Origin of the sequence: Agrobacterium sp. (assembly GCF_032092815.1) — a bacterium.
Classification (GTDB): Bacteria; Pseudomonadota; Alphaproteobacteria; order Rhizobiales; family Rhizobiaceae; genus Agrobacterium.
Window position 1 is genome coordinate 16,484 of sequence record NZ_DAMDBP010000031.1, and the last position, 21,525, is coordinate 38,008.

General features: G+C 55.3%; 14 protein-coding genes and 2 tRNA genes. 10 read left to right on the top strand and 6 right to left on the bottom strand.

All coding sequences use genetic code 11. From position 1 onward, the window contains the following. The first annotated feature begins 2 nt into the window (after window positions 1-2). The 3 genes from fabI to RT613_RS16925 all read left to right on the top strand — a co-directional run bounded on the left by fabI (window position 3) and on the right by RT613_RS16925 (window position 2,198). On the top strand, window positions 3-809 hold the full coding sequence (gene fabI, locus RT613_RS16915) for an enoyl-ACP reductase FabI (protein WP_313617189.1): 807 nt from the start codon (window positions 3-5) through the stop codon (window positions 807-809). A gap of 218 nt (window positions 810-1,027) precedes the next feature. Then, window positions 1,028-1,621: a TadE/TadG family type IV pilus assembly protein gene (locus RT613_RS16920; RefSeq protein WP_313617191.1), complete on the top strand. Its 594-nt coding sequence runs from the start codon at window positions 1,028-1,030 to the stop codon at window positions 1,619-1,621. Between the two features lie 7 nt (window positions 1,622-1,628). Further along, window positions 1,629-2,198, top strand: coding sequence for a TadE/TadG family type IV pilus assembly protein (locus RT613_RS16925; RefSeq protein WP_313617193.1), 570 nt, complete (start codon window positions 1,629-1,631; stop codon window positions 2,196-2,198). Window positions 2,199-2,274: 76 nt separating this feature from the next. On the opposite strand, the gene RT613_RS16930 is transcribed toward RT613_RS16925, so the two are convergent. The 3 genes from RT613_RS16930 to RT613_RS16940 form a co-directional block, all read right to left on the bottom strand. Then, on the bottom strand, window positions 2,275-4,053 hold the full coding sequence (locus RT613_RS16930; RefSeq protein WP_313617240.1) for a sulfite reductase subunit alpha: 1,779 nt from the start codon (window positions 4,051-4,053) through the stop codon (window positions 2,275-2,277). A gap of 24 nt (window positions 4,054-4,077) precedes the next feature. After that, a complete protein-coding gene (locus RT613_RS16935; RefSeq protein ID WP_313617195.1) occupies window positions 4,078-9,588 on the bottom strand; it encodes a glutamate synthase-related protein in 5,511 nt (1,836 codons plus the stop codon). 394 nt (window positions 9,589-9,982) lie between these two features. Next, the gene (locus RT613_RS16940) at window positions 9,983-11,278 is read right to left on the bottom strand and encodes an MFS transporter (protein WP_313617197.1); all 1,296 of its coding nucleotides are present in this window, start codon (window positions 11,276-11,278) and stop codon (window positions 9,983-9,985) included. A gap of 311 nt (window positions 11,279-11,589) precedes the next feature. On the opposite strand from RT613_RS16940, the gene cyoA reads away from it, so the two are divergent. From cyoA to RT613_RS16970, 6 genes are all read left to right on the top strand, one after another. Then, a complete protein-coding gene (cyoA, locus tag RT613_RS16945; RefSeq protein WP_313617241.1) occupies window positions 11,590-12,657 on the top strand; it encodes a ubiquinol oxidase subunit II in 1,068 nt (355 codons plus the stop codon). 70 nt (window positions 12,658-12,727) lie between these two features. Next, window positions 12,728-14,731 (top strand): cytochrome o ubiquinol oxidase subunit I, encoded by a 2,004-nt coding sequence (gene cyoB / locus RT613_RS16950; RefSeq protein ID WP_313617199.1) that lies wholly within the window; start codon window positions 12,728-12,730, stop codon window positions 14,729-14,731. A gap of 4 nt (window positions 14,732-14,735) precedes the next feature. Beyond that, window positions 14,736-15,362: a cytochrome o ubiquinol oxidase subunit III gene (gene cyoC / locus RT613_RS16955; protein ID WP_313617201.1), complete on the top strand. Its 627-nt coding sequence runs from the start codon at window positions 14,736-14,738 to the stop codon at window positions 15,360-15,362. Beyond that, window positions 15,362-15,754, top strand: coding sequence for a cytochrome o ubiquinol oxidase subunit IV (gene cyoD / locus RT613_RS16960; RefSeq protein WP_313617203.1), 393 nt, complete (start codon window positions 15,362-15,364; stop codon window positions 15,752-15,754). The genes cyoC and cyoD overlap by 1 nt, the downstream gene beginning before the upstream one ends. A gap of 106 nt (window positions 15,755-15,860) precedes the next feature. Then, the gene (locus RT613_RS16965; RefSeq protein ID WP_313617205.1) at window positions 15,861-16,640 is read left to right on the top strand and encodes an SURF1 family protein; all 780 of its coding nucleotides are present in this window, start codon (window positions 15,861-15,863) and stop codon (window positions 16,638-16,640) included. Window positions 16,641-16,841: 201 nt separating this feature from the next. Then, window positions 16,842-16,917 (top strand) — tRNA-Phe (locus RT613_RS16970). Window positions 16,918-16,993: 76 nt separating this feature from the next. On the opposite strand, the gene RT613_RS16975 is transcribed toward RT613_RS16970, so the two are convergent. After that, window positions 16,994-17,308, bottom strand: a complete 315-nt coding sequence (locus RT613_RS16975; protein WP_313617243.1) for a tyrosine-type recombinase/integrase — start codon at window positions 17,306-17,308, stop codon at window positions 16,994-16,996. 172 nt (window positions 17,309-17,480) lie between these two features. Here RT613_RS16975 and RT613_RS16980 point away from each other — a divergent pair, with 172 nt between their 5' ends. Further along, entirely contained in the window at window positions 17,481-19,982 is a 2,502-nt protein-coding gene (locus tag RT613_RS16980; protein WP_409558842.1) for a helicase C-terminal domain-containing protein, read from the top strand. A 236-nt stretch (window positions 19,983-20,218) separates the two neighbouring features. Here the strand turns inward: RT613_RS16980 and RT613_RS16985 are convergent. Together RT613_RS16985 and RT613_RS16990 are read right to left on the bottom strand one after the other, a co-directional pair. Continuing rightward, window positions 20,219-20,294: transfer RNA gene (locus tag RT613_RS16985), tRNA-Thr, on the bottom strand. 244 nt (window positions 20,295-20,538) lie between these two features. Next, on the bottom strand, window positions 20,539-21,495 hold the full coding sequence (locus tag RT613_RS16990) for a nitronate monooxygenase family protein (protein WP_313617209.1): 957 nt from the start codon (window positions 21,493-21,495) through the stop codon (window positions 20,539-20,541). Window positions 21,496-21,525: the final 30 nt, after the last annotated feature.

The following is a 21,525-nucleotide window of genomic DNA, read 5'->3' on the forward strand; positions in this document are numbered from 1 at the left end:
CCATGAATGGCATCATGCAGGGTAAACGTGGCCTCATCATGGGTGTGGCCAACAACCATTCTATTGCCTGGGGTATTGCCAAGGCGCTTTCTGCACAGGGTGCCGAGCTCGCCTTCACCTACCAGGGCGAAGCGCTTGGAAAACGCGTCAAGCCGCTGGCTGCAGAGCTCAATTCTGATTTCATCGTGCCTTGTGACGTTGAAGACATTGCGTCAGTCGACGCACTGTTTGCAGCGCTCAAGGAGCGTTGGGGCAAGATCGATTTCGTCGTCCACGCCATCGGCTTTTCTGACAAGAACGAGCTGAAGGGTCTGTATGCCGACACGACCCGCGAAAACTTCAGCCGCACCATGGTCATTTCCTGCTTCTCATTTACGGAAATTGCCAAACGCGCTGCTGAACTGATGACCGATGGCGGTTCCATGCTGACGCTGACCTATAATGGTTCGCAGCGTGTGATCCCCAACTACAACGTCATGGGTGTGGCAAAGGCAGCTCTGGAAGCCTCCGTGCGTTACCTGGCTGCGGATTACGGTCCGCGCAATATTCGCGTCAACGCCATTTCGGCAGGCCCAGTTCGCACACTGGCAGGTGCCGGTATTTCCGACGCACGCGCCATCTATGCCTGGAACCAGAAAAATGCCCCGCTTCGTCGCACGGCCGACATTGAAGACATTGGTGGTTCGGCGCTTTACCTGCTGTCCAACCTGTCGCGTGGCGTGACTGGCGAATGTCATTATGTCGATTGCGGTTTCAACATTACCTCGACGCCAACGCTTGAGGTTTTGTCCAAGGCCGATCACGACTGATTGTTGCCAAAACATCAACATCAAAGCCTGCCGTTGTCACCAACGGCAGGCTTTTTGTTTTGAAACCGGCCATTTCGTCCGATTCATGATCATTAAAGCTACATTTGCGTCGCATTCTCCCCAACAGCGCAAGACATTTTAAACATTGAGCTTCTAACGTGGCCGCGTATTGCCGATGATGAGCATCGGCAGGCGCCGTGCACCATGAAGATAGCCTCATGCGTTCAGTATTCAGTTTTTTCGGGCAGATCAGACGACTGCGGAAATCAAGCGATGGCGCTGCCGCGATAGAATTTGCTATCCTGGCCATTCCCTATTTCATGATCATTTTTGCGATCATTGAGACTTTCATTGCCTTTACCGGCGAACAGCTGGTGTGGAATGCGGTTGAGACCATGTCCCGCAAACTGCGCACCGGGCAGATCACCTACAAGGTCGATTCCGCGACCGACAAGGAAGCCGAGCAGTTCCGACAGCTGTTCTGCAATGAAATTGCCATCATGATCACTTGTTCAGCGAGCGAGGCAAAGACGCCGCAGAAGCTGTTCATCGATGCGCGCACCTTCACCAATTTCGCTGATATGCCAAGCTCGGTCCCGGTCAAGAATGGTGACCTCGATACGTCAGCCTTCAAGTTTGAACCAGGTGGTCCAGGCACCATCAACATGCTGCGTGCCTATTACAAATGGCAGGTTCTGACGGACCTGATCCGGCCCTATATCAGCAATATTCGCCCGACGGATGCTTCGGTTCCGTCCTATTTCCTGATCATTGCAACATCGGCCTACCAGAATGAACCACGATTCAAGTGAGCGCACGATGAAGCAAGAGCGCAGCTTTTCCGGCATCTTCAAACGGTTGGCAAAAGACCGTGAAGGTATGGGTGCCGTTGAATTTGCGATTATCGTGCCCATCCTGCTGATGGTCTACATCACATCCTTCGAGCTGACGATCGGCCTGAGTGTTGCCAAACGCGCCACGCGCGCATCGGGCGCGATCGCCGATATCGTGACGCAGCAGAGCAGCGTCAACAAGGCCTATCTGAAAACCATGATCAATGCCGCCGACGGCATTTTTGAGCCTTACAGCATTACCGGCCTGCAGCTGAAGATCACCGGTATTTCGATTGATGCATCATCGAAACCGACCGTTGCCTGGTCGTGGGCGCAGGACGATAGCCGGCCTTACGCCGTTGGCGCGGCCGTTACCATTCCAAGTGCGCTTGTTGTGGCCAATACGTTTCTTGTGCGTTCAGAGCTGACCATTCCGCATGAACTGGCAATGTTCATGCCAGCGGTGATGCCGCCGCAAATCAAGACCATCAATATTTCGCGGGAAGATTTCTTCCGTCAGCGTGCGGGCACCACACTCGCCTGCACCAACTGCTGATCAATCCGGGGAGTTCCGGAGCAGTATCTGTAAATCCTCGGGGGCTGCCCCCCGAGGATTTTTTCTTTCAAGGCAATCAATAGACATCGCGAAGATAACGCTTTTCGCGTTTCAACGCGTTGACATAGTCACCCGCCGCTTCGGCGGACAGGCCGCCATGGGTGGCGACGATATCATGCAGGGCATCATCAACGTCCTTGGCCATGCGCGTGGCATCACCGCAGACGTAGAAATGACCGCCCTCATCCAGCCAGGCATAAAGCGCCTTGCCGTTTTCCTTCATACGGGTCTGCACGTAAATCTTCTCTGCCTGGTCGCGCGAGAAGGCGAGATCCAGACGGGTCAACACGCCGTTGCTGCTCATCTCGCCCAATTCCTGTTCGTAGATGAAGTCATTGGCGCGGTGCTGGTCACCAAAGAATAACCAGTTCTTACCCTTGGCACCACGTTCGCGGCGCTCCTGAAGGAATGCGCGGAACGGTGCGATGCCAGTGCCCGGACCAACCATGATCATGGGAGCATCATTGTTGGACGGTACACGGAACGCCTTGTTCTGCGACACGAAGATGCCGGCGTTTTCGCCTGCAGCGACACGGTCTGCCAGATAGGTCGAGCACACGCCGCCATGATCGCGGCCCTGCGCGTGGTAACGCACACTGGCGATGGTCAGATGCACACTGCCCTTGGCGGCAAGCGGGCTAGAGGAAATCGAATAGGCGCGATGCTGCAAGGGTTTCAGCAGCTTTACGAATTCGTCCGCGCTCAGGCCCATGGCCGGATTGAGCGACAGGAGATCAAGCGTATCCTTGCTCCACAAAAAGGCATCCAGCGCCTGCTTGTCGCCGTTGCGCAAGATATGGTTCAGCTCTTCATGGTTGGCGCGCTTGCCAACTTCCTGCACCAGTTCACGCGATGGCGTGGAGATTTCAAACTGCTTCAAAAGCGCGTCGCCAAGCGGCTGGTCAGTGCCTGGGACGCTGGCATCCGCAGACGTGCCGAGCCGCTGGAGAATGGCGTCCACCAGTGCCGGGTCATTGAACGGGACAACACCCAAGGCGTCACCGGCTTCATATTCCAGACCACTATCGCCAAGATCGAATTCGTAGTGACGGATTTCCTTGGCGGAATCGATACCGGACAGCCGGTGATTGACTGAAACAACCGAGGAATAGGGATTTTTGCGGTTCCAGGTAGATTTGGCCCGGGCCGGTTCTGCCGCTGCCACAGGTGCTGCAGTGGCAGATGCCTCACCACCATCGATGGCACCAGCCACCGGCAGTGCCTCACCGATCCATGCGGCAGCAACATCTTCATAGTCGATATCGCAGTCCAGACGGGTATGAAGGCGCTTGGCACCAAGCTGTTCAAAGCGTGTATCGATCAGCTTACCGGCCTGGCAGAAACCGTCATAACCGGTGTCGCCAAGTGCCAGCACGGCAAAGTTGACGGCTTCCAGACGCGGTGCGTTATCGGCCGACAAGGCATCCCAGAACAGCTGGGCATTGTCGGGCATGTCACCTTCGCCATAGGTCGAGGTGACAATGATGACCCGCTTCATGGCCGACAGGCTTTCCATCGAGACATCATCCAATGCAGCAACAACCGGCTGCATGCCCTGGCCGCGCGCGGCGGTGGCGATATCCATCGCCAGACCTTCGGCATTGCCGGTCTGCGTGCCGTAAAGCACGTTGAGAACGGCAGCCGCAGCTTTTGGCGACTGCCCCGCGGCGACTGCCGTAAAACCTTCGCCGCCAATGCTCATGCGCGAATGCAGACCTGCCAGAAAACCGGACAACCAAGCACGCTGGTCACCATTGAACGGAGCATCTTCGGGAATGTAAGGTATCTTCATAATTCTCACTCAGTTCAATCTAACGGGTCAGTTCTGTCTGGATGCGACGGCAAGGTCCGGCAGCGCATTGGCCGCGAACAGTTCCTCGAAGCCCGGCAGGCGTCCGATCTTTTCGATGTTTCTGGCGTTCTGCTGAATGATCCAGCCATAGGTGCCGGGGCTGTCCATCGACAGGATGTTGCGCTTGGAAAGCGCCTGCCTGTAGTCATCCAACCGCTTGGCTGCAATCATCACCGCAAGCTGTTCATCCGTATGCGATGCCAAGGCTTCACGGGCATATTTCAGCAAACGTTGCATCAGCGCAAAATCTTCCGTGAGGATGAGGTTGCGCACCGCCTTTTCAATCGCCGGATCCGACGGGCCACGTGCCATTGGAACACGCTGCATGGCAATGGCCTGCGCCATGCTCAGCACCGTGTAGTTGTTCAGCAGCGCATACATGTCTTCTGTGTCGGTTTCGCCATAACCCGGCACGGTGCCATTCAGCACTGCGCGCTTGTCACGGTAGGCCAACTTGAACTTGCGAACCTGATGGGCGGCAAGCGCCGTTGCCAGTTCCTCCAGCAATTCCTTGCGTGGCTTGGCTTTCAGGATTTCGTCGCTGTCCTGATAGAGCAAGAGGGCGCGCGGCATGCCGTAAACGAAGTTATGCTGCTCGCTTTCCCAGTTTTCCAGAAGCCATGCGGCCTTGGCAGAACCAGTTTCGGCAACATGCCATGTCAGCAACTGATGCACGGCCTGATTGTGGATTGCGGCCTGCTCATCATCACCAGTGATCGATCCCAGAAGAATGGAATCGTGGCTGACCTTCTTTGGCAGATCGCCATAGGGGTCGTACTGGTAAACGAAACCGCCGCTCATGCCATTGCCGAAACCCTTGCCGAAGCTGCCGAGGTTGAGGACCGCACCATTGGTCATGTATTCGCAGGCAAAGTCGCCGACACCTTCAACAACCGCTGTCGCACCGGAGTTGCGCACCGCAAAACGGTCACCCGCCTGCCCTTCAACAAAGGTCCGTCCGCCCGTTGCGCCAAACAGCGCAAAGTTACCGACCAGAACATTGCCACCGGCCTCGGCCGAACCGCCACCTGGCGAACGCACGACAATGGTGCCACCGCAGGCGCTTTTGCCAACGCCATCATTGCAGGTGCCGGTGTGAACCATGACCATGCCGTCATTGCAGAAGGCACCGAAGGACTGGCCGGCAGACCCTGATGTGGCGATACGCACGGCACCAGGCTCCAGGAAGCGACGACCACGCTCGTCCTGACGGACGGCCGGAAGTGTCGCCACCTGCTCATCGCTCAGTTCATGGTTCAGAATGCGTTCAATATCGACCGCAAGCTGACCGCCAACGCTCTTGTTGCAGTTGTTGAGGAACCGGTTGCCACCAAGCTCGATGCTGTCACGCTTGCCATCGACCAGTGCCGAACGCACCAGTTCGATGAAGGCATCATCCAGCGCAAAGTCCTTTTCCATGTAAACCGGATTGGCGATCTTCACCTCCTCGACAACGGTCAACATTGCCCGGAGGTCAAGCTGGCCAACGCTGGACGGATGGTCGAGAAGGTGAAGAAGATCGGAACGCCCGCGTGCCTGCGCCAGAGACTGCATGCCAAGGGCCGCCAATATCTCGCGTGTTTCGTGGGCAATGTTCATCAGATACTGCGCCAGAGCGCGCGGGTCACCATTGAACACTTCCTGGTTGGTGGTGAGGCCTGCCGGGCACTTGATGTTGCAGTTCTTGGCCATGACGCATTTCAGCATCATCAGCGCCGTGGTGCCGAATTCGAAGCTGTCGCCACCCAAAAGGGCAGACTTGACGACGTCACTTGCTGTCTGGTGCGCGCCGGAGCAACGCAGCAGAACCTTGGCACGCAGACCATTGGCGCACAGTGCCTGATGCACTTCGGCAATGCCGATTTCTGCCGAACGGCCGGTGTATTTCAGGCTGGTGACGGCAGCGGCACCCGTGCCTCCGGTGTTGCCGGCAACGTTGATGACATCTGCGCCGGCCTTTGCCACGCCAACCGCAATGGTGCCGATGCCTTCCGACGATACGAGCTTGACGATAACCCGAACACGCGCCGCCTTGGCATCGTGGATCAGCTGCGCCAGGTCCTCAATGGAATAGGTGTCGTGGTGCGGTGGTGGTGAAACCAATTCAACGCCCGGTGTGCCGCCACGGGCTGCGGCGATATCCACCGTGACCTTTGGTGAAGGCAGCTGACCGCCCTCGCCCGGCTTTGCGCCCTGACCGATCTTGATCTCGATCTCTTCCAGCATCGGGTCAGCAAGATAACCTGCCCAGACGCCAAAACGACCAGACGCAAACTGCTTGATACGCGAGGCACGGATGGTGCCGTACCGCGAAATATGTTCGCCACCTTCGCCGGAGTTGGACATGCCGCCAACCATGTTGGTGCCATGCGCCACCGCTTCATGCGCGGCGGCAACAAGCGCGCCATGGCTCATGGCGCCGGAGGCCAGAAGTCTGGTGATGTCACTTGCCTTTTGAACTTCCTCAAGCGGGATGCTGGCAGGGGCAGTGTGGATCAGAGACAGGTAATCCAGTGCCTGCCCCTTGACCTGGACAGCCAAAGCGCCGCCTTCCAGCCAATGACCGACAATATCCTGCCCGAAACGGATGACCAGCGATTGGCCAAGGGCTGCAAGCCGTGTCAGGTCACCGCCGGACGGACCTGTCAGGCGCAGACGAAACTCTTCGTCGCCAACGCTCTCAACGGTCAGACCGCGCACCATGAAGCTGTTATTGCCCTTGCGGGAAAAACGACCCATTTCCTTGCGGAATTCTGCTGGAGAATTGGCAAAAGTAACGTCAGCCGGCAGGTCTAGCACATCGCGCAACGCAGACGGGCGGCGCATGCGTTCTTCGCTCATCATGCGGGTGAAGGCACGATAACCCGGTGTGATCTGGAACTTATCGATTGCCTCAGGTGTCAGGCGGTCGAAGCTGTTGTGGTAATAGGCAGAATCGTTGAGGCCAAAGGCATCTTCCAGCCGGTTGAGCGGCAGCAGGCGCAACATGTCCTCGTTTTCGCCGACACCGTTTTCGGCGTCCTTGTCGAAAGCGATCTTTTCCTCGGTCATGTCAACGAAACCACGCACAGCCGTGGTGCCATAGGAATGGCCGGCACCTTCAGCGCGTTCCTTGAACAGGCCCAGCAGTGGAATGTCGGTCTCGCCCTTGACGGTCAGCGCCTTGCGGTGCCAGTCGGCAACGGCCTGCGCGATAACGGCAAAGTTGACACCACCTACCGGCGTCTTGACGTTGGGGAAATACTTCTTCAGCACCGGATCGCTGGTGTCGAGGAAGTTTGGTTCAAAGAATTCACCGCCGATATAGCTTTCAGCCGTGCAAAGCCCAACCTTGCCCATGGTCTTCATCAAAGACTTTTCGGCAGCCTTGGCAAAACGCTTAAAGGCCTTGTCGGCATCTGCACCAAACTTTTCTTCGGCGCGGAACTGCACACCGAGCGGATAAACGCCGGATGCACCAAAGCCGAGAGCCGCTGCAATGTGATGCGACGAGGAGAACTGACCACTTTCGGCAATCAGCGACACGCGCAGGCGCAGACCTTCCTCGATCAGCTTCTGGTTCAGGGCCGAGATCACGACGATCATCGGCAGTGCAGCGCGATCAGTGGCAACGTGGCGATCAGTGATGACGGCAATACCACCTTCTTCGGCGGCGAATGCTGCGACTTTGTTGCAAACGCTATCGATGCCCGCCTGCAACGCCGCCTCGTTGGCCTTCGGATCGTTGTAAACGGGGGTATAGAGCATCTCAAACCGACGAACCGGCGTTTCCGTCTGCTCACGGATTTTCAGCATGTCGAGATGGGTCAGGATCGGCGAGCGCACGACGATCTGGCGGGCTGCCTTTGCGCCGATATTCGGCTTGGCACCCAGCGCGACGCGCAGCGTCATGCCGTCGGCTTCACGGATACTGTCGAGCGGCGGGTTGGTGACCTGCGCGAAACGCTGCGAGAAATACTTCGCCACGCCGCCTTCCTGATCCGACAACGCATTGATGGCGTTGCCATAACCCATGGCGGAAATCTTTTCAGCGCCGGTGGCCAGCATCGGGTCCATCAGGAACTTGAAGCTTTCCTGATTGTGCGAATAGGCGACATAACGCTGGTGGCGTTCCAGATCACCATTGTAACGCAGTGGCGAACCCTGCTTTTCTGCGGGAACCTCCGGCAGTTCTTCCAGCGTGACACGGGCTTCGCGCAGCAGCGTTGGATAATCGCGGCGCGATGCCAGCATTTCCAGCGCGTCGATGGTCGACCATGCACGGCGCTCGGCCTGATCGAAATAGAGCATGCCGCCAGCTTCGATACGGCCACGATGAATGACGCTTTCTGGCGGGAAGGCAATCTGGCCTGCTTCCGACATCACGCAGAGATACTCATCCGTTTCAACGGTACGCAGCGGACGCAAGCCTAGACGATCGAGGCGAGCGCCAACAATGGTGCCATCGCCAAAGATCAGCGCAGCAGGGCCATCGTTCTTTTCTTCGTACAGCGAGAAATACTCAAACATCGCGCGCACCTGCGGCGACAGTGTTTCATCGTTTTCCCAGGCGGGCGGCATCATCGAGACGACGGCCGTTACCAGATCAAGCCCGTCTTCCATGACACGCGCCTGCAGCGTCTGGTCGAGACGGCAGCTATCCGACTGGCCTTTTGGACGGATGATGCTGGCATTGCGTGCCAAGGCGACCGCTGCTTCCGACAGGCGGTTCTTCTTGTCGGTGTTGAGTTCGCCATTATGCGCCATCAGGCGGAAAGGCTGCGCCATCGACGGATGCGGATCGGTGTTGGTGGAAAAACGGGTGTGGAAGTACATGGTGTGCACTTCATGGCGCGGGTCCACCAGATCGCAGAAGTAAGGCATTACCTCAGTCGAATTGAGGCGGCCTTTGAAAACCTGCGTACGTGCGCTGAGCGACAGCGGATAAAAACCTGTGAGTTCGGGCTGTGTGTAGGCAATCGCTTCGATGGCCAGCAGGGCCTTGTGGATGCGCCAGTCAAACTCGCCACGATCGCGGCAGCCGGCATGGGCCGAAAACACCCATTGGCGAATGGGCAGCTGGTAACGAACGGCAGCGTCACGGATGGCGCTGTTATCGACCGGTACATCACGCACCAGAAGCACGGAGAAACCCTGTTCTTCCAGCGCCTTTTCGATGATCTCGATCGCCTCATCATGGAAGGCGGCGTTTTGCGGCAGGAAGAAGTTACCGACACCAAACCGACCGGCTTCCAGTTCGACAGAGCCGGTCAGTTGACGAAAAAAAGACAGGGACAGATCCACCGAGATACCGGCACCATCACCAACGCCTTCTGCCGACATGCCACCGCGATGCGGCACTGCGCAGAGCGCTTCATGGCCACGCTTGAGCACGTCATGGGTCTGCAAACCGTCTTTGCGCGTAATAAAGCCTACGCCGCAGCTGCTCTTCTCAGCAGTGATGTCATAAAGGCCATAATCAGGTTCATTCACGCTCATCGGTCTCTCCCGTTCCGGCGCATTTGCGCAGCGAGGCGTCACCTTTTTCACCCGCAGGCGGAGCCGCAGGTGACCTGACTGCTCCTTTTCAGATTTCTGTTATCGGCGTTTCGCGGCGCGGATAATCGACGTGCGCGTATTGGCTGGCACTGTGGTGCCGGCAATCGCCGCTTTCATCGATTTTATGGTCGAAACGTATTTCATGACCTGCGCCAAACTGTGCTGTCGACACGAACACCGCGCCAATTTATGTCAGCATGACTTACATATCTATGTTGATTTCAGAAATCAAGATTAATTAACGCCCGCGCAATAAAAATACGAAAAGCCGTGAAATCCTTTACGAATTTCACGGCTTCAAGGTTACTCAGGTTAGTTTGTTGCTAAAAATCAATCAGGTCGCATCAAGCGTCGTGCTGAATGCAAGGGCAATAAGCGTCGCGACTGCGCCGGACAGCAAATAAAGTCCGGCCGCGATGAGACCAAATTCTGACGAGAAGCCCAGAGCGACCAGAGGTGCAAAACCGGCACCAATCAGCCAGGAAATATCCGAGGTGAGAGATGCACCGGTGTAGCGATATTCACGGCTGAAACGAGAGGCCAGCGCACCACTTGCCTGGCCGAAGGACAGACCGAGCAGCGAGAAACCGATCAGCACGAACAGATAACGACCGATATCACCCGAGCTGAGCAGCAGCGGCGTGATGAGGCTGAACAGCGCAATCATGATGGCTGCAGCGCCGAGCAGCTTGCGACGGCCAAACTTGTCCGCCAGCACGCCCGATACGACGATCATGCCACCACAGATAATGGCGCTGACGAACTGCACGAACAGGAAGTCCGAAATCTTCTGATCGGTATTGAGTGTTACCCAGCTGAGCGGGAACACGGTGACCAGATGGAAGAGCGCAAAACTTGCCAGCGGAACGAAGGCACCGGTCAGAACGATGCGTGACTGCGACCGCAGCATTTCGAAAACCGGCTTTGGTTCCAACTCATGGCTTTGCACCATGGCCTGAAATTCCGGTGTGACGATCATGCGAAGGCGGGCAAACAGTGCCAGAACATTCAGCGCTAGTGCCACGAAGAACGGGAAACGCCAGCCCCACGCCAGGAATTCAGCATGCGACAGCTGCGTGAAGAACACGATGAAGAAGGCGCTTGCCAGACCAAAACCCATGGCAGCACCGATCTGCGGCATCATGGCGTACCAGCCACGCTGTTTTGCAGGTGCATTCATGGCGAGAAGCGAGGTCAAGCCATCCCATGCGCCACCGAGGCCAAGACCCTGACCAATGCGGAAAACCGCAAGCAACAGGGGGGCGAGCATTCCCGCATCTGCGAAGGATGGCAGGAAACTGATCGCCATGGTGGACCCACAGAGGGTGAACAATGCGACGGTGAGTTTGGCTGCGCGTCCGAACTTTCTGTCAATCTGCAGCGAGATCATGGAGCCGATGGGGCGGGCGATAAAGGCCAGCGAGAAAACGGCGAAGGAATAAAGAGTTGCGGTCAGCGGGTCTGCGTAGGAAAAGAAGACGTAAGGGAAAACCAGTGCCGATGCGATGGCGTAGACGAAGAAGTCGAAAAACTCCGTCATTCTCGCCAGAATGACCGCGATGGTAATGCGGTCCGGATCGACTGTCGCAGGTGCATCAGGATAGGTCTGCGGACTATTGATATAACTCATTTTATTCCTCCTGCGTGTGGCGAACCATGTCCGGTAACGCTCTGGCTCCTCTTCCGTTGCGTTACCTGCGGCGGATTGTCACACAGTGTACGCGCACCCGTCAAATGAAGATTGCAGGAAAGGCTTGCCCCAAGGGCCTTGTATGAGATAATGCACCCACGCATGCCGCTGCTGTTGCGCTGCGGCGATCCCGCTGCACCGCGACAAAATACCTCATTACAATAATGACGTTTGCCAACTATTCGCGGTACAATTGAAACAGTACGAGTTTTAAGAACGTGCGCACGATCAAGAAAATCTCTTTTGCCTTCATGGCACTCTCGTCGTTGCTGCTTCTCAGCGGCTGCGATCTCGTGGTTATGAATCCTTCCGGGGACATTGCCATCCAGCAACGTGATCTCATCATCACCTCAACCGTGCTGATGCTGCTCATCATCGTTCCGGTACTTGCATTGACCCTGTTCTTTGCATGGAAATACCGTGAATCGGCGAAGGCAGAAGATTACGATCCAGAGTGGCATCACTCCACGCGCCTTGAAATGGTGATCTGGTCTGCTCCCGTTGCGATCATTCTCATGTTGGGTACCGTGACGTGGATTGCAACCCACCGTCTGGATCCTTACCGTCCGATCGACCGCATTGATGCGGACCGTCCAGTGACTGCCGAAACCAAGACCCTGACGGTCGAGGTTGTGGCCATGGACTGGAAGTGGCTGTTCTTCTACCCGGAACTGGGCATTGGCAGCGTCAATGAATTTGCCGCTCCGGTTGATGTTCCAATCAACTTCAAGATTACCGGCACCACGGCGATGAACTCGTTCTACGTGCCTGCACTGGCTGGCCAGATTTACGCCATGGGCGGCATGCAGACCAAGCTGCACGCCGTCATCAACAAGGAAGGCGTTTATGACGGCTTCTCGGCGAACTTCTCCGGCCCCGGCTTCTCGCACATGCGCTTCAAGTTCCACGGCCTCAGCAATGAAGGCTTCGAACAGTGGGTTGCCAAGGTCAAGGACGGCGGCAAGGGCTTCGGCCGCATGGAATACCTCGAATTCGCCAAGCCGAGCGAGCGTAATCCTGTCGAATACTTCGCCAATGTCGACCCTGAACTCTATGACGCCATCCTCAATCGTTGCGTGGAGCCAAACAAGCTCTGCATGCGCGACATGATGCACATCGACGCCAATGGCGGCGGCGGCAAGGAAGGCATCGACATCGCCAAGGCGCTGAACTCCGTGATCTGCACCCCGCTTTCGCCTTACGGCGTGGCATCCGGTTCGCAGTCCATGCCAGCCGCCATCGAAGGCCAGACATTCGTTCCTGCTGCACTGCCAGACATCAAGGCCGCCCTGCCGGAAAGCAAACCGGCCGCTGGCTGACAGGCATCACTGACTTTCTACGGCGCGGAGACCCCGCGCCGATATTTGTTTTGAATCGCAAGAGGCTAAAATGGTCGTCAATTCCGATCAAACGTCCTTCCTTTTCGGGAAGCTGACGTGGGAGTCCATCCCGCTCCACGAGCCAATTCTCGTTGTAACTTTCGCAGCTGTTGCCCTCGGTGGCGCAGCACTTCTCGGCCTTCTCACCTACTTCCGACTTTGGGGCTACCTGTGGAAAGAATGGTTTACCAGTATCGATCACAAGAAGATCGGTATCATGTACATCATTCTGGCCCTCGTGATGCTGCTGCGCGGCTTTGCCGATGCCATCATGATGCGAGTCCAGCAGGCTATCGCTTCGGGCGGATCCGAAGGTTATCTCAACCCGCACCACTATGACCAGATCTTCACCGCCCATGGCGTGATCATGATCCTGTTCGTGGCAATGCCGATGATCACCGGTCTGATGAACTTCGTCATTCCCTTGCAAATCGGTGCGCGTGACGTTTCCTTCCCGTTCCTCAACAACTTCTCGTTCTGGATGACGACGGCCGGTGCCATCATCACCATGATCTCGTTGTTCATCGGCGAATATGCACAGACAGGCTGGCTGGCCTATCCGCCGCTTTCCGGCATCGAAGGCAGTCCAAGCGTTGGTGTGGATTATTACATCTGGGGTCTACAGATCGCCGGTGTGGGTACCACCCTGTCAGGTATCAACCTGATCGTCACCATCATCAAGATGCGCGCACCTGGCATGACCATGATGCGCCTGCCGATTTTCGTCTGGACATCGCTGTGTTCCAACATCCTGATCGTGGCCTCGTTCCCGATCCTGACCGGAACCATCGCCCTGCTGACGCTTGACCGTTACGTTGGTACGAACTTCTTCACCAACGATCTCGGCGGCAACCCGATGATGTATGTCAACCTCATCTGGATCTGGGGCCACCCTGAAGTTTACATCCTGATCCTGCCTGCCTTCGGTGTTTTCTCGGAAATCGTATCGACCTTCTCGCGCAAGCGTCTGTTCGGTTACACATCGATGGTTTACGCATCGGTGGTTATCACCATTCTGGCCTACATCGTTTGGCTGCACCACTTCTTCACCATGGGATCCGGTGCCAGCGTGAACGCCTTCTTTGGTATCACCACGATGATCATCTCCATCCCGACGGGTGCGAAGATCTTCAACTGGCTGTTCACCATGTACAAGGGCCGCATCAATTTCGATGTCCCCATGCTGTGGACCATCGGCTTCATGATCACCTTCGTCATCGGTGGCATGACCGGCGTTCTTCTCGCCGTTCCTCCAGCAGACTTCGTGCTGCACAACTCGCTGTTCCTGATCGCCCACTTCCATAACGTGATCATCGGCGGCGTGCTGTTCGGCGTTCTCGCCGGCATCGTCTACTGGTTCCCGAAGGCATTCGGTTACCGTCTTGATCCATTCTGGGGTAAATTGTCCTTCTGGTTCTGGTTCGTCGGTTTCTACTTCGCCTTCATGCCACTCTACGTACTTGGCCTGATGGGTGTAACCCGCCGTCTCAGCCAGTTCGAAGACACGTCGCTGCAGATCTGGTTCATCATTGCCGCGTTTGGTGCGTTCCTTATCGCACTCGGCATTGCCTGCTTCCTGATCCAGCTCGTCGTCAGCTTCTTCAAGCGCGAGCAGCTTCGTGACCTCACCGGCGACCCCTTCAACGGTCGTACGCTGGAATGGTCCACGTCTTCTCCGCCGCCTGCCTATAACTTCGCCTTCACGCCTGTCGTGCATGAAGTCGATGCCTGGGCCGACATGAAGAAGCGCGGTGCAGAACGTCCACTGGAAGGGTTCATCCCTATCCACATGCCGAAGAACACCGGTACGGGTGTCATTCTCAGCGCCATCAGCATTGCACTTGGCTTTGCTCTGGTGTGGCATATCTGGTGGCTGGCTGCGCTGTCGTTGCTTGCCATCATCGGCGTCTCCATCGCTCATACCTTCAACTACAATCGCGACTACTACATTCCGGCTTCGGACGTGACCAAAGTAGAAGCGGAGCGCACCAAGCTGCTCGCAGAACAGGCGTAACAGAATGGCCCAGACACACGCACCAACCGCCGATACAGGCGAAGCGCCGGTCTTTTACCTGAAGGAAGACCACCACCCGGAAAACGGCACATCGCTGGGTTTCTGGCTCTACCTGATGAGCGACTGCCTCATCTTCGCAACTCTGTTTGCCACCTATGCCGTGCTCGGCCGCAGTTATGCGGCCGGTCCTTCCGGTGCAGACCTGTTCGATCTCAAGCTGGTTGCCATCAACACGGCGTTCCTGCTTCTTTCCTCGATCACCTATGGCTTTGCCATGCTGGAATCGGAAAAGAAGAAGATCAAGACGACGCTGATCTGGCTCGGCATAACAGGCGTGTTCGGCCTCGCCTTCCTGTGTGTTGAACTTTACGAGTTCTACCACCTGATCCATGAAGGCGCGACACCACAGCGTTCGGCGTTCCTCTCGGCGTTCTTTGCGCTGGTCGGCACGCACGGTCTGCACGTGACCTTTGGCATCATCTGGCTGGTTACCCTGATGTTCCAGGTTGGCAAGCATGGCCTTATCCCGGCCAACAAGCGTCGTCTGATGTGCCTTTCCATGTTCTGGCACTTCCTTGACGTTGTCTGGATCGGCGTATTTTCCTTCGTATATCTGATGGGAGTTCTGTGATGGGTTCCGAAACACATGCACACCACGATGATCATGACCACGATCATCACGATGGCGCAGATCACGGCAGCTTCAAGTCCTACATGATCGGCTTCATCCTGTCGGTTCTTCTGACAGCTGTTCCGTTCTGGCTGGTGATGGGCGACGTTCTTGATAACAAGACCTTCACCGTGCTGCTCATCATGGGCCTCGGCGTGGTGCAGATCTTTGTTCACATGATATACTTCCTGCACATGAACACCAAGTCCGAAGGCGGCTGGACCTTCATGGCACTGATCTTCACCGTTGTTGTGGTGATGATTACCCTGATCGGTTCGCTCTGGGTCATGTACAACATGAACAAGAACATGATGCCGACCATGACAATCGAGCAAATGCGAAACTTGCCCTGATCATTCAGGGCAAAGTGAGCGCCGTGCATTCACCCGAATGCACGGCGTTTTTCTTTCCGGCACCGGGCAATCGCCAGAGATCCGGAACAGGGCAGAAAGTACGCCAATGACCACATCCTCTCCCCTTCCCCCATCGACGACAAAATCCGCTGGCCCGTCGCGCCTTGCGGTCATCATTCTTTACACGCTGTCAGCCTTCCTTATCGCTGCGCTGCTGGCCCTTGGTACCTGGCAGGTTCAACGGCTCGGCTGGAAGCTGGACCTTATCCAGCGTATCGATGCCCGCGTGCATGCCGACCCGGTTGCACTTGCCCCCCGCAGCGACTGGGCAGCGATGACACCGGAGGAGTACGAATATCGTCACGTGCAGGTGTCGGGCGAATTCATGTACGACAAGGAAGCTCCGGTTTACACCGTGACCGATTATGGCCCGGGTTACTGGATCCTGACGCCGCTGCGCCTCGCAGATGGCTCTACAGTGATCATCAACCGTGGTTTCGTGCCGACGGACAAGCGTCTGGCGGAAACGCGCCAGCAGGGGCAGATAGCCGGCCCTGTGACGATTGTCGGGCTGATGCGGGCGCCGGAACATGGCGGGCTTTTCCTGCGCAAGAATGATCCCGCCAATGGCCGCTGGTATTCGCGCAATATCGAGGAGATCGCCACAGCGAGCGGCCTGACGGACACGGCGCCATTCTACATCGATGCCGATGCCAGCCCCAATGTGGGTGGCCTGCCGATTGGTGGACTGACGCAGATCAAATTCCCCAACAGCCACCTCTCCTACGCGATAACCTGGTACGCGCTGGCGCTGATGGTGATCGGCGCAACATGGTATGTGCGCAAGAACATGAACACGCGGCGTTCACACAGCGCAGAAGACTGAAATCATAAAACTCCATATTTTCAGCGATCTAGCGTGATTTCTGGCGGCTTTCGGGCCGCCATTTCATTTAGCGGTGAAATTCCTCAAAAAAAATGCTTTCAGGCGCTGGACATGGCCGAACAAGATGTTATAACCCCGCTCACTTTCGGGAGAGCAAAACTCTCGATGACCTGAAAGGGTCAACCTCAGACGAGGTAAAGTGCCCGAATAGCTCAGTTGGTAGAGCAGCGGATTGAAAATCCGCGTGTCCGTGGTTCAAATCCGCGTTCGGGCACCACTTCTTTTCCTTGATATTGTTATGCTTTTACATCTTGTTCCGCTTTCGCTTCAACGTGAGTTTGGCAAACTTTTGATCAGAGTTTGACAACCTTGGTTTTTCGTTTGTTCACTTCCGCCTCAAAATCCACCGCAACACTCTGTGCCTGCTTGGATCGATCAGCGCACCGGGAATAGTGTTTTGCCATCGCTTCCGTGGTGTGGCCGAGAACCAATGCAATGGTGGCATTATCTCTGCCCATTTCAGCGAGGATCGTTCCTACAGTGTGGCGAAGGCCTTTGAGCGTTAAGCCAGGCTGGATTATGCTTGCGACCTCCAGCTTCTTCTTGAGCTTGTCCCAATTCGTGCTGAAACCGTCATAGGTCCACGGCTTGCCATTACTATTTGCTATGCTGACATGCTAGACAGGATGTTTTTCACATACTCGTGTTTCATGCTCCAGGATTGACCGCGGGACAGCGGACAATGCGCTGTTGAGCCGCTCTTATGACTTGCGGAATCCAGAAGTCTCGTAATTCCTTTATTAATCGATCATGCTTATGCATAGTTGCATTAACTTACGTATGCAAGGAGTGCGATATGCTGGATTTTGGTGCTTTGTCGGGTGGGGCGATGGAACCGGAGAGGCCGTAATTGATCCACAAAAGATATTTACGACTCTCGTCAGGCACCCACGCTTCAAATTTCCATCCGCTAATCAGGGCGAGGTTTTGGATAAGTGGTTCGGTCTTCGTCAACGCTCTGACAATACGATCAAAATGAATACTGGTTCCGGCAAAATGTTGATCGGCCTTCTTGCACTTCAAAGCTCTCTTAATGAGCAAGTGGGACCGGCTCTTTATGTTGCACCAGATAATTATCTCGCTGGCCAGGTCTTACAAGAGGCAGAAGACTTGGGGATTAAGGCAACAGACGACATTAACAGTGCAGCCTATCTGTCTGGCGATGCCATTTTAGTCGTGAATGTTCACAAGCTTTTCAACGGAAAGTCGCTTTTTGGTGTGGGCGAAACACGGATAACTATAGGTACTGTCGTTATCGATGATGCGCACGCTTGCCTTTCAGTAATTGCAGATCAGTTCATGATGCGACTACCAACAGCGCATCCGGCATACCACGCCTTATTCGCGCTATTTGAAGAAGATTTGAGGCTTCAATCAGAATTGGGCTTAATCGAAGTGAAGGGCGAAGATCCAAATGCTCTCATTCTTACCCCTTTTTGGTCATGGTATGATAAACGCGAACAGGTAATTTCCATACTTCATAAACATCGTAATACCGAAGCTTTAACATTCAGCTGGCCGCTGTTGAAAAACGTCATTCCATTCTGCCAATGCGTTTTTGGCGGAAGCGGCCTGGAAATTTCCCCTCGCTGCCTTCCGGTCGACGCGATCGCTAGCTTTTCAAATGCGAAACGTCGCATATACATGACTGCAACTTTAGCAGACGACGGCGTCCTCGTTACGCAACTACAGGCGGATGTCGCTGCAATCTCGGATCCGATAAAGCCAAAGGGTGCCGGGGAGATTGGCGACCGCATGATTATTGCTCCTCAAGAGGTAAACCCAGACATTACTGACAGTGATGTCAAGTCCATAGCGGTCGAAGTGGCAAAAACAAGAAATGTTGTCGTGATTGTGCCTTCAGAAAGACGATCTCATTTCTGGAAAGACGTTGCTAGTCAGGTGCTGATGTCTTCGAACATATCTGCGGGTGTGGATCGTCTTAAGAGTGGCGAGCATGTTGGTATAACCGTCCTCGTAAATCGCTACGACGGAGTTGATCTGCCCGAGGAAGCATGTCGCCTTTTGATAATTGATGGTCTACCTGAAGTGCAAGGTCTCACGGGTCGAGTTGAGGCTGGCCTTTTGGAAGGAACACAGGCGCACTTGCTTCGCCAAATCCAAAAATTGGAGCAGGGCATGGGACGCGGTGTGCGATCGGCGGAGGATCGATGTGCCGTTTTGCTGTTAGGGCCGCGGCTCACGCAAAAAATCAATCAATCTGACGCGAGAGCACTTTTCACACCAGCTACGCTCGTTCAAATGGATATAGGCCGAGAGGTAACGAGGCAAATCAAAGGGCAACCTGCAGAAAAATTGCAGCCCATTCTTGATCTCTGCATATCGGGTGATCGGCAATGGTGGCAGGCGGGACGAGCAAGACTTGCCAAAGCTCCAGACGGCGGTGCAAGCAGAGTGGAACAGTCTGTGGTAGCGCAACGGCAGGCATTTGACTTCATAACGATGGGACAGCAAGCTAGCGCCGCAGCAGCATTGCAGGCAGCCATAAACTCCCAAGGCGACAACAAAGTACGCGGCTATCTCAAACAACAACTCGCAGAAGTAACCCATACTGCGAATCCTGCGAGGGCGCAGGAGCTACTTATCTCAGCCATTGCAGACAACCGACATGTCATTAAGCCACTTGCCGGTATTAGCCATGTAAAGATTAAAGCACCTGAAATCCAAGCGAAAGCAGTAGCGTCATATATATCGGCACGCTTCATCGATACGAATGGACTTGTACTGTTCACAAATGCTCTCGCAGGGGACTTGGTTTGGGATGAACAACGAACAGATCAATTCGAAAGTGCAATCAGAGACCTAGGAGCGTTCCTCGGCTTTGGATCACAAAGACCTGACAAAGAGTACCGTGATGGTGGACCAGACAATCTCTGGGCAATCGGTGATCTAACGTTCCTAGTAATCGAGTGCAAGAGCGGTGTAAAAAACGACGGTCGATTAATTTCAAAAGATCACTGCAACCAATTGCTCGGTGCGCGTTCTTGGTTTGCAAGAGGTTACGACCAGACATGCCAATCAATTCCAATATTGGTTCATCCTGTTAACAAATTTCAGAGTGAAGCTTCGCCATCTGCCGACATGAGAATTATCGACAATGAAAAATTAACTGAACTTCGGACTGCGGTGCGACGACTTGGCGTCGCGTTGACTACAAATGGTACTTTTGGCGACGAAGCCACAATTGCATCAAGCCTTGAACACTACGGTTTCACTAGGGCGAAGTTCGTACACACTCATACAAAGCCATTTAGAGGTTGATCCTTAACCGGCTTCCGGTGCTTGCCTTTTAGGCAAGCACCGACATTATCTACGAAGTGCACAATGGAACTCTGCACGACATGTCATAGTCACGCAGCAGCATCTTCATATCAACAGCTTGTGCTGTCTGCGCCAAAACCCTCGCTCAGCCCCACATTTTTATAAAATTTTCCGGACCAATGTGACGTAGCAACGACGTTGCTGCTCATCCACTCATTCGTTACATCGGGAAGAAATGGTGCCGCTTACGTGACTCGAACACGTGACCCCGTCATTACGAATGACGTGCTCTACCAACTGAGCTAAAGCGGCACTTTCGTTATCCGTGAACGGATAAACATCATGCCGGGGCTGATACAGATAATGGCGGTGGATTTCAAGTGCTGAAATAACCGCAGGTCAATTTTCCATGGCCAAATCGCCGCCGATTTGAGCAATGCCCAGACCCCATTTGTAGAATGTCAAATTCACCAGCTGGGAGTACGCCGCCGCCAGAGCTGACGGCACATCCCCACTGCGTTTATTCGCCCAAAATGCCGTCAAAGACGACAAGACATCATAGCGCCAGAGCTTGGCGGGCCTGGCGATATTCTGCCTCCAGCCGATCGACGAGAGCTGACACCGGGCCGACATGATCGATGGAACCCACGCCTTGCCCGGCACCCCAAATGTCCTTCCAGGCCTTTGCGCCGGTGACTGCCGCACCAAAATCCATCTTGGAGGGATCAGCAAGCGGCAGGTTGTCGGGATCAAGACCTGCGGCGGTGATGGATGATTTGAGGTAGTTTCCGTGAATGCCGGTAAAATAGCTAGAATAAACGATGTCTCCGGCGCGGGCCTCAACCAGCGCCTGTTTATAGGCATCCGTGGCTCTGGCTTCATCTGTCGCGATAAACGGCGTGCCGATATAGGCCATATCGGCGCCCATGGCTTGCGCTGCCAGAATGCCGCCGCCCGTGGCAATGGCACCAGCCAGCAGCAACGGGCCATCAAACCAGCTGCGAATTTCCTGCACCAGCGCGAAGGGCGACAATGTGCCGGCATGGCCGCCCGCACCTGATGCAACCGCAATCAAGCCGTCTGCCCCCTTGCGGATGGCGGACTGTGCATGGCGATTGTTGATGATGTCATGCAGCACGATACCGCCATAGGAATGAATGGCGGCGTTGACCTCCGGCACCGCGCCGAGTGAGGAAATCACCACCGGCACCTTATATTTCACGCAAAGCATGAGATCATGCTCCAGGCGCTTGTTGGAGGTGTGCACGATCTGGTTGACGGCAAATGGTGCCGCCGGACGTTGCGGGTTGGCGGTATTATGTGCAGCAAGTTCCTCCGTCAATTCGGCAAGCCATTCGTCCAGCTGGCTTTCCGGCCGGGCATTCAAGGCGGGAAACGCGCCGATGACACCAGCCTTGCATTGCGCCAGTGTCAATTGCGGGTGCGAAATAATGAAGAGCGGAGATGCCACAACAGGCAGCCTCAAATTATCTTTCAGCACGGGCGGCAGCATTCGTTTCCTCCATATTACGTTTACGCGCAC

What these genes read in the sequence shown, in the direction of transcription:
- fabI (WP_313617189.1), top strand. Translation starts at nt 3, where the DNA reads ATGAATGGCATCATGCAGGGTAAACGTGGCCTCATCATGGGTGTGGCC.
- RT613_RS16920 (WP_313617191.1), top strand. Translation starts at nt 1,028, where the DNA reads ATGCGTTCAGTATTCAGTTTTTTCGGGCAGATCAGACGACTGCGGAAA.
- RT613_RS16925 (WP_313617193.1), top strand. Translation starts at nt 1,629, where the DNA reads ATGAAGCAAGAGCGCAGCTTTTCCGGCATCTTCAAACGGTTGGCAAAA.
- RT613_RS16935 (WP_313617195.1), bottom strand. Translation starts at nt 9,588, where the DNA reads ATGAGCGTGAATGAACCTGATTATGGCCTTTATGACATCACTGCTGAG.
- RT613_RS16940 (WP_313617197.1), bottom strand. Translation starts at nt 11,278, where the DNA reads ATGAGTTATATCAATAGTCCGCAGACCTATCCTGATGCACCTGCGACA.
- cyoA (WP_313617241.1), top strand. Translation starts at nt 11,590, where the DNA reads ATGGCACTCTCGTCGTTGCTGCTTCTCAGCGGCTGCGATCTCGTGGTT.
- cyoB (WP_313617199.1), top strand. Translation starts at nt 12,728, where the DNA reads ATGGTCGTCAATTCCGATCAAACGTCCTTCCTTTTCGGGAAGCTGACG.
- cyoC (WP_313617201.1), top strand. Translation starts at nt 14,736, where the DNA reads ATGGCCCAGACACACGCACCAACCGCCGATACAGGCGAAGCGCCGGTC.
- cyoD (WP_313617203.1), top strand. Translation starts at nt 15,362, where the DNA reads ATGGGTTCCGAAACACATGCACACCACGATGATCATGACCACGATCAT.
- RT613_RS16965 (WP_313617205.1), top strand. Translation starts at nt 15,861, where the DNA reads ATGACCACATCCTCTCCCCTTCCCCCATCGACGACAAAATCCGCTGGC.
- RT613_RS16980 (WP_409558842.1), top strand. Translation starts at nt 17,481, where the DNA reads ATGCAAGGAGTGCGATATGCTGGATTTTGGTGCTTTGTCGGGTGGGGC.
- RT613_RS16990 (WP_313617209.1), bottom strand. Translation starts at nt 21,495, where the DNA reads ATGCTGCCGCCCGTGCTGAAAGATAATTTGAGGCTGCCTGTTGTGGCA.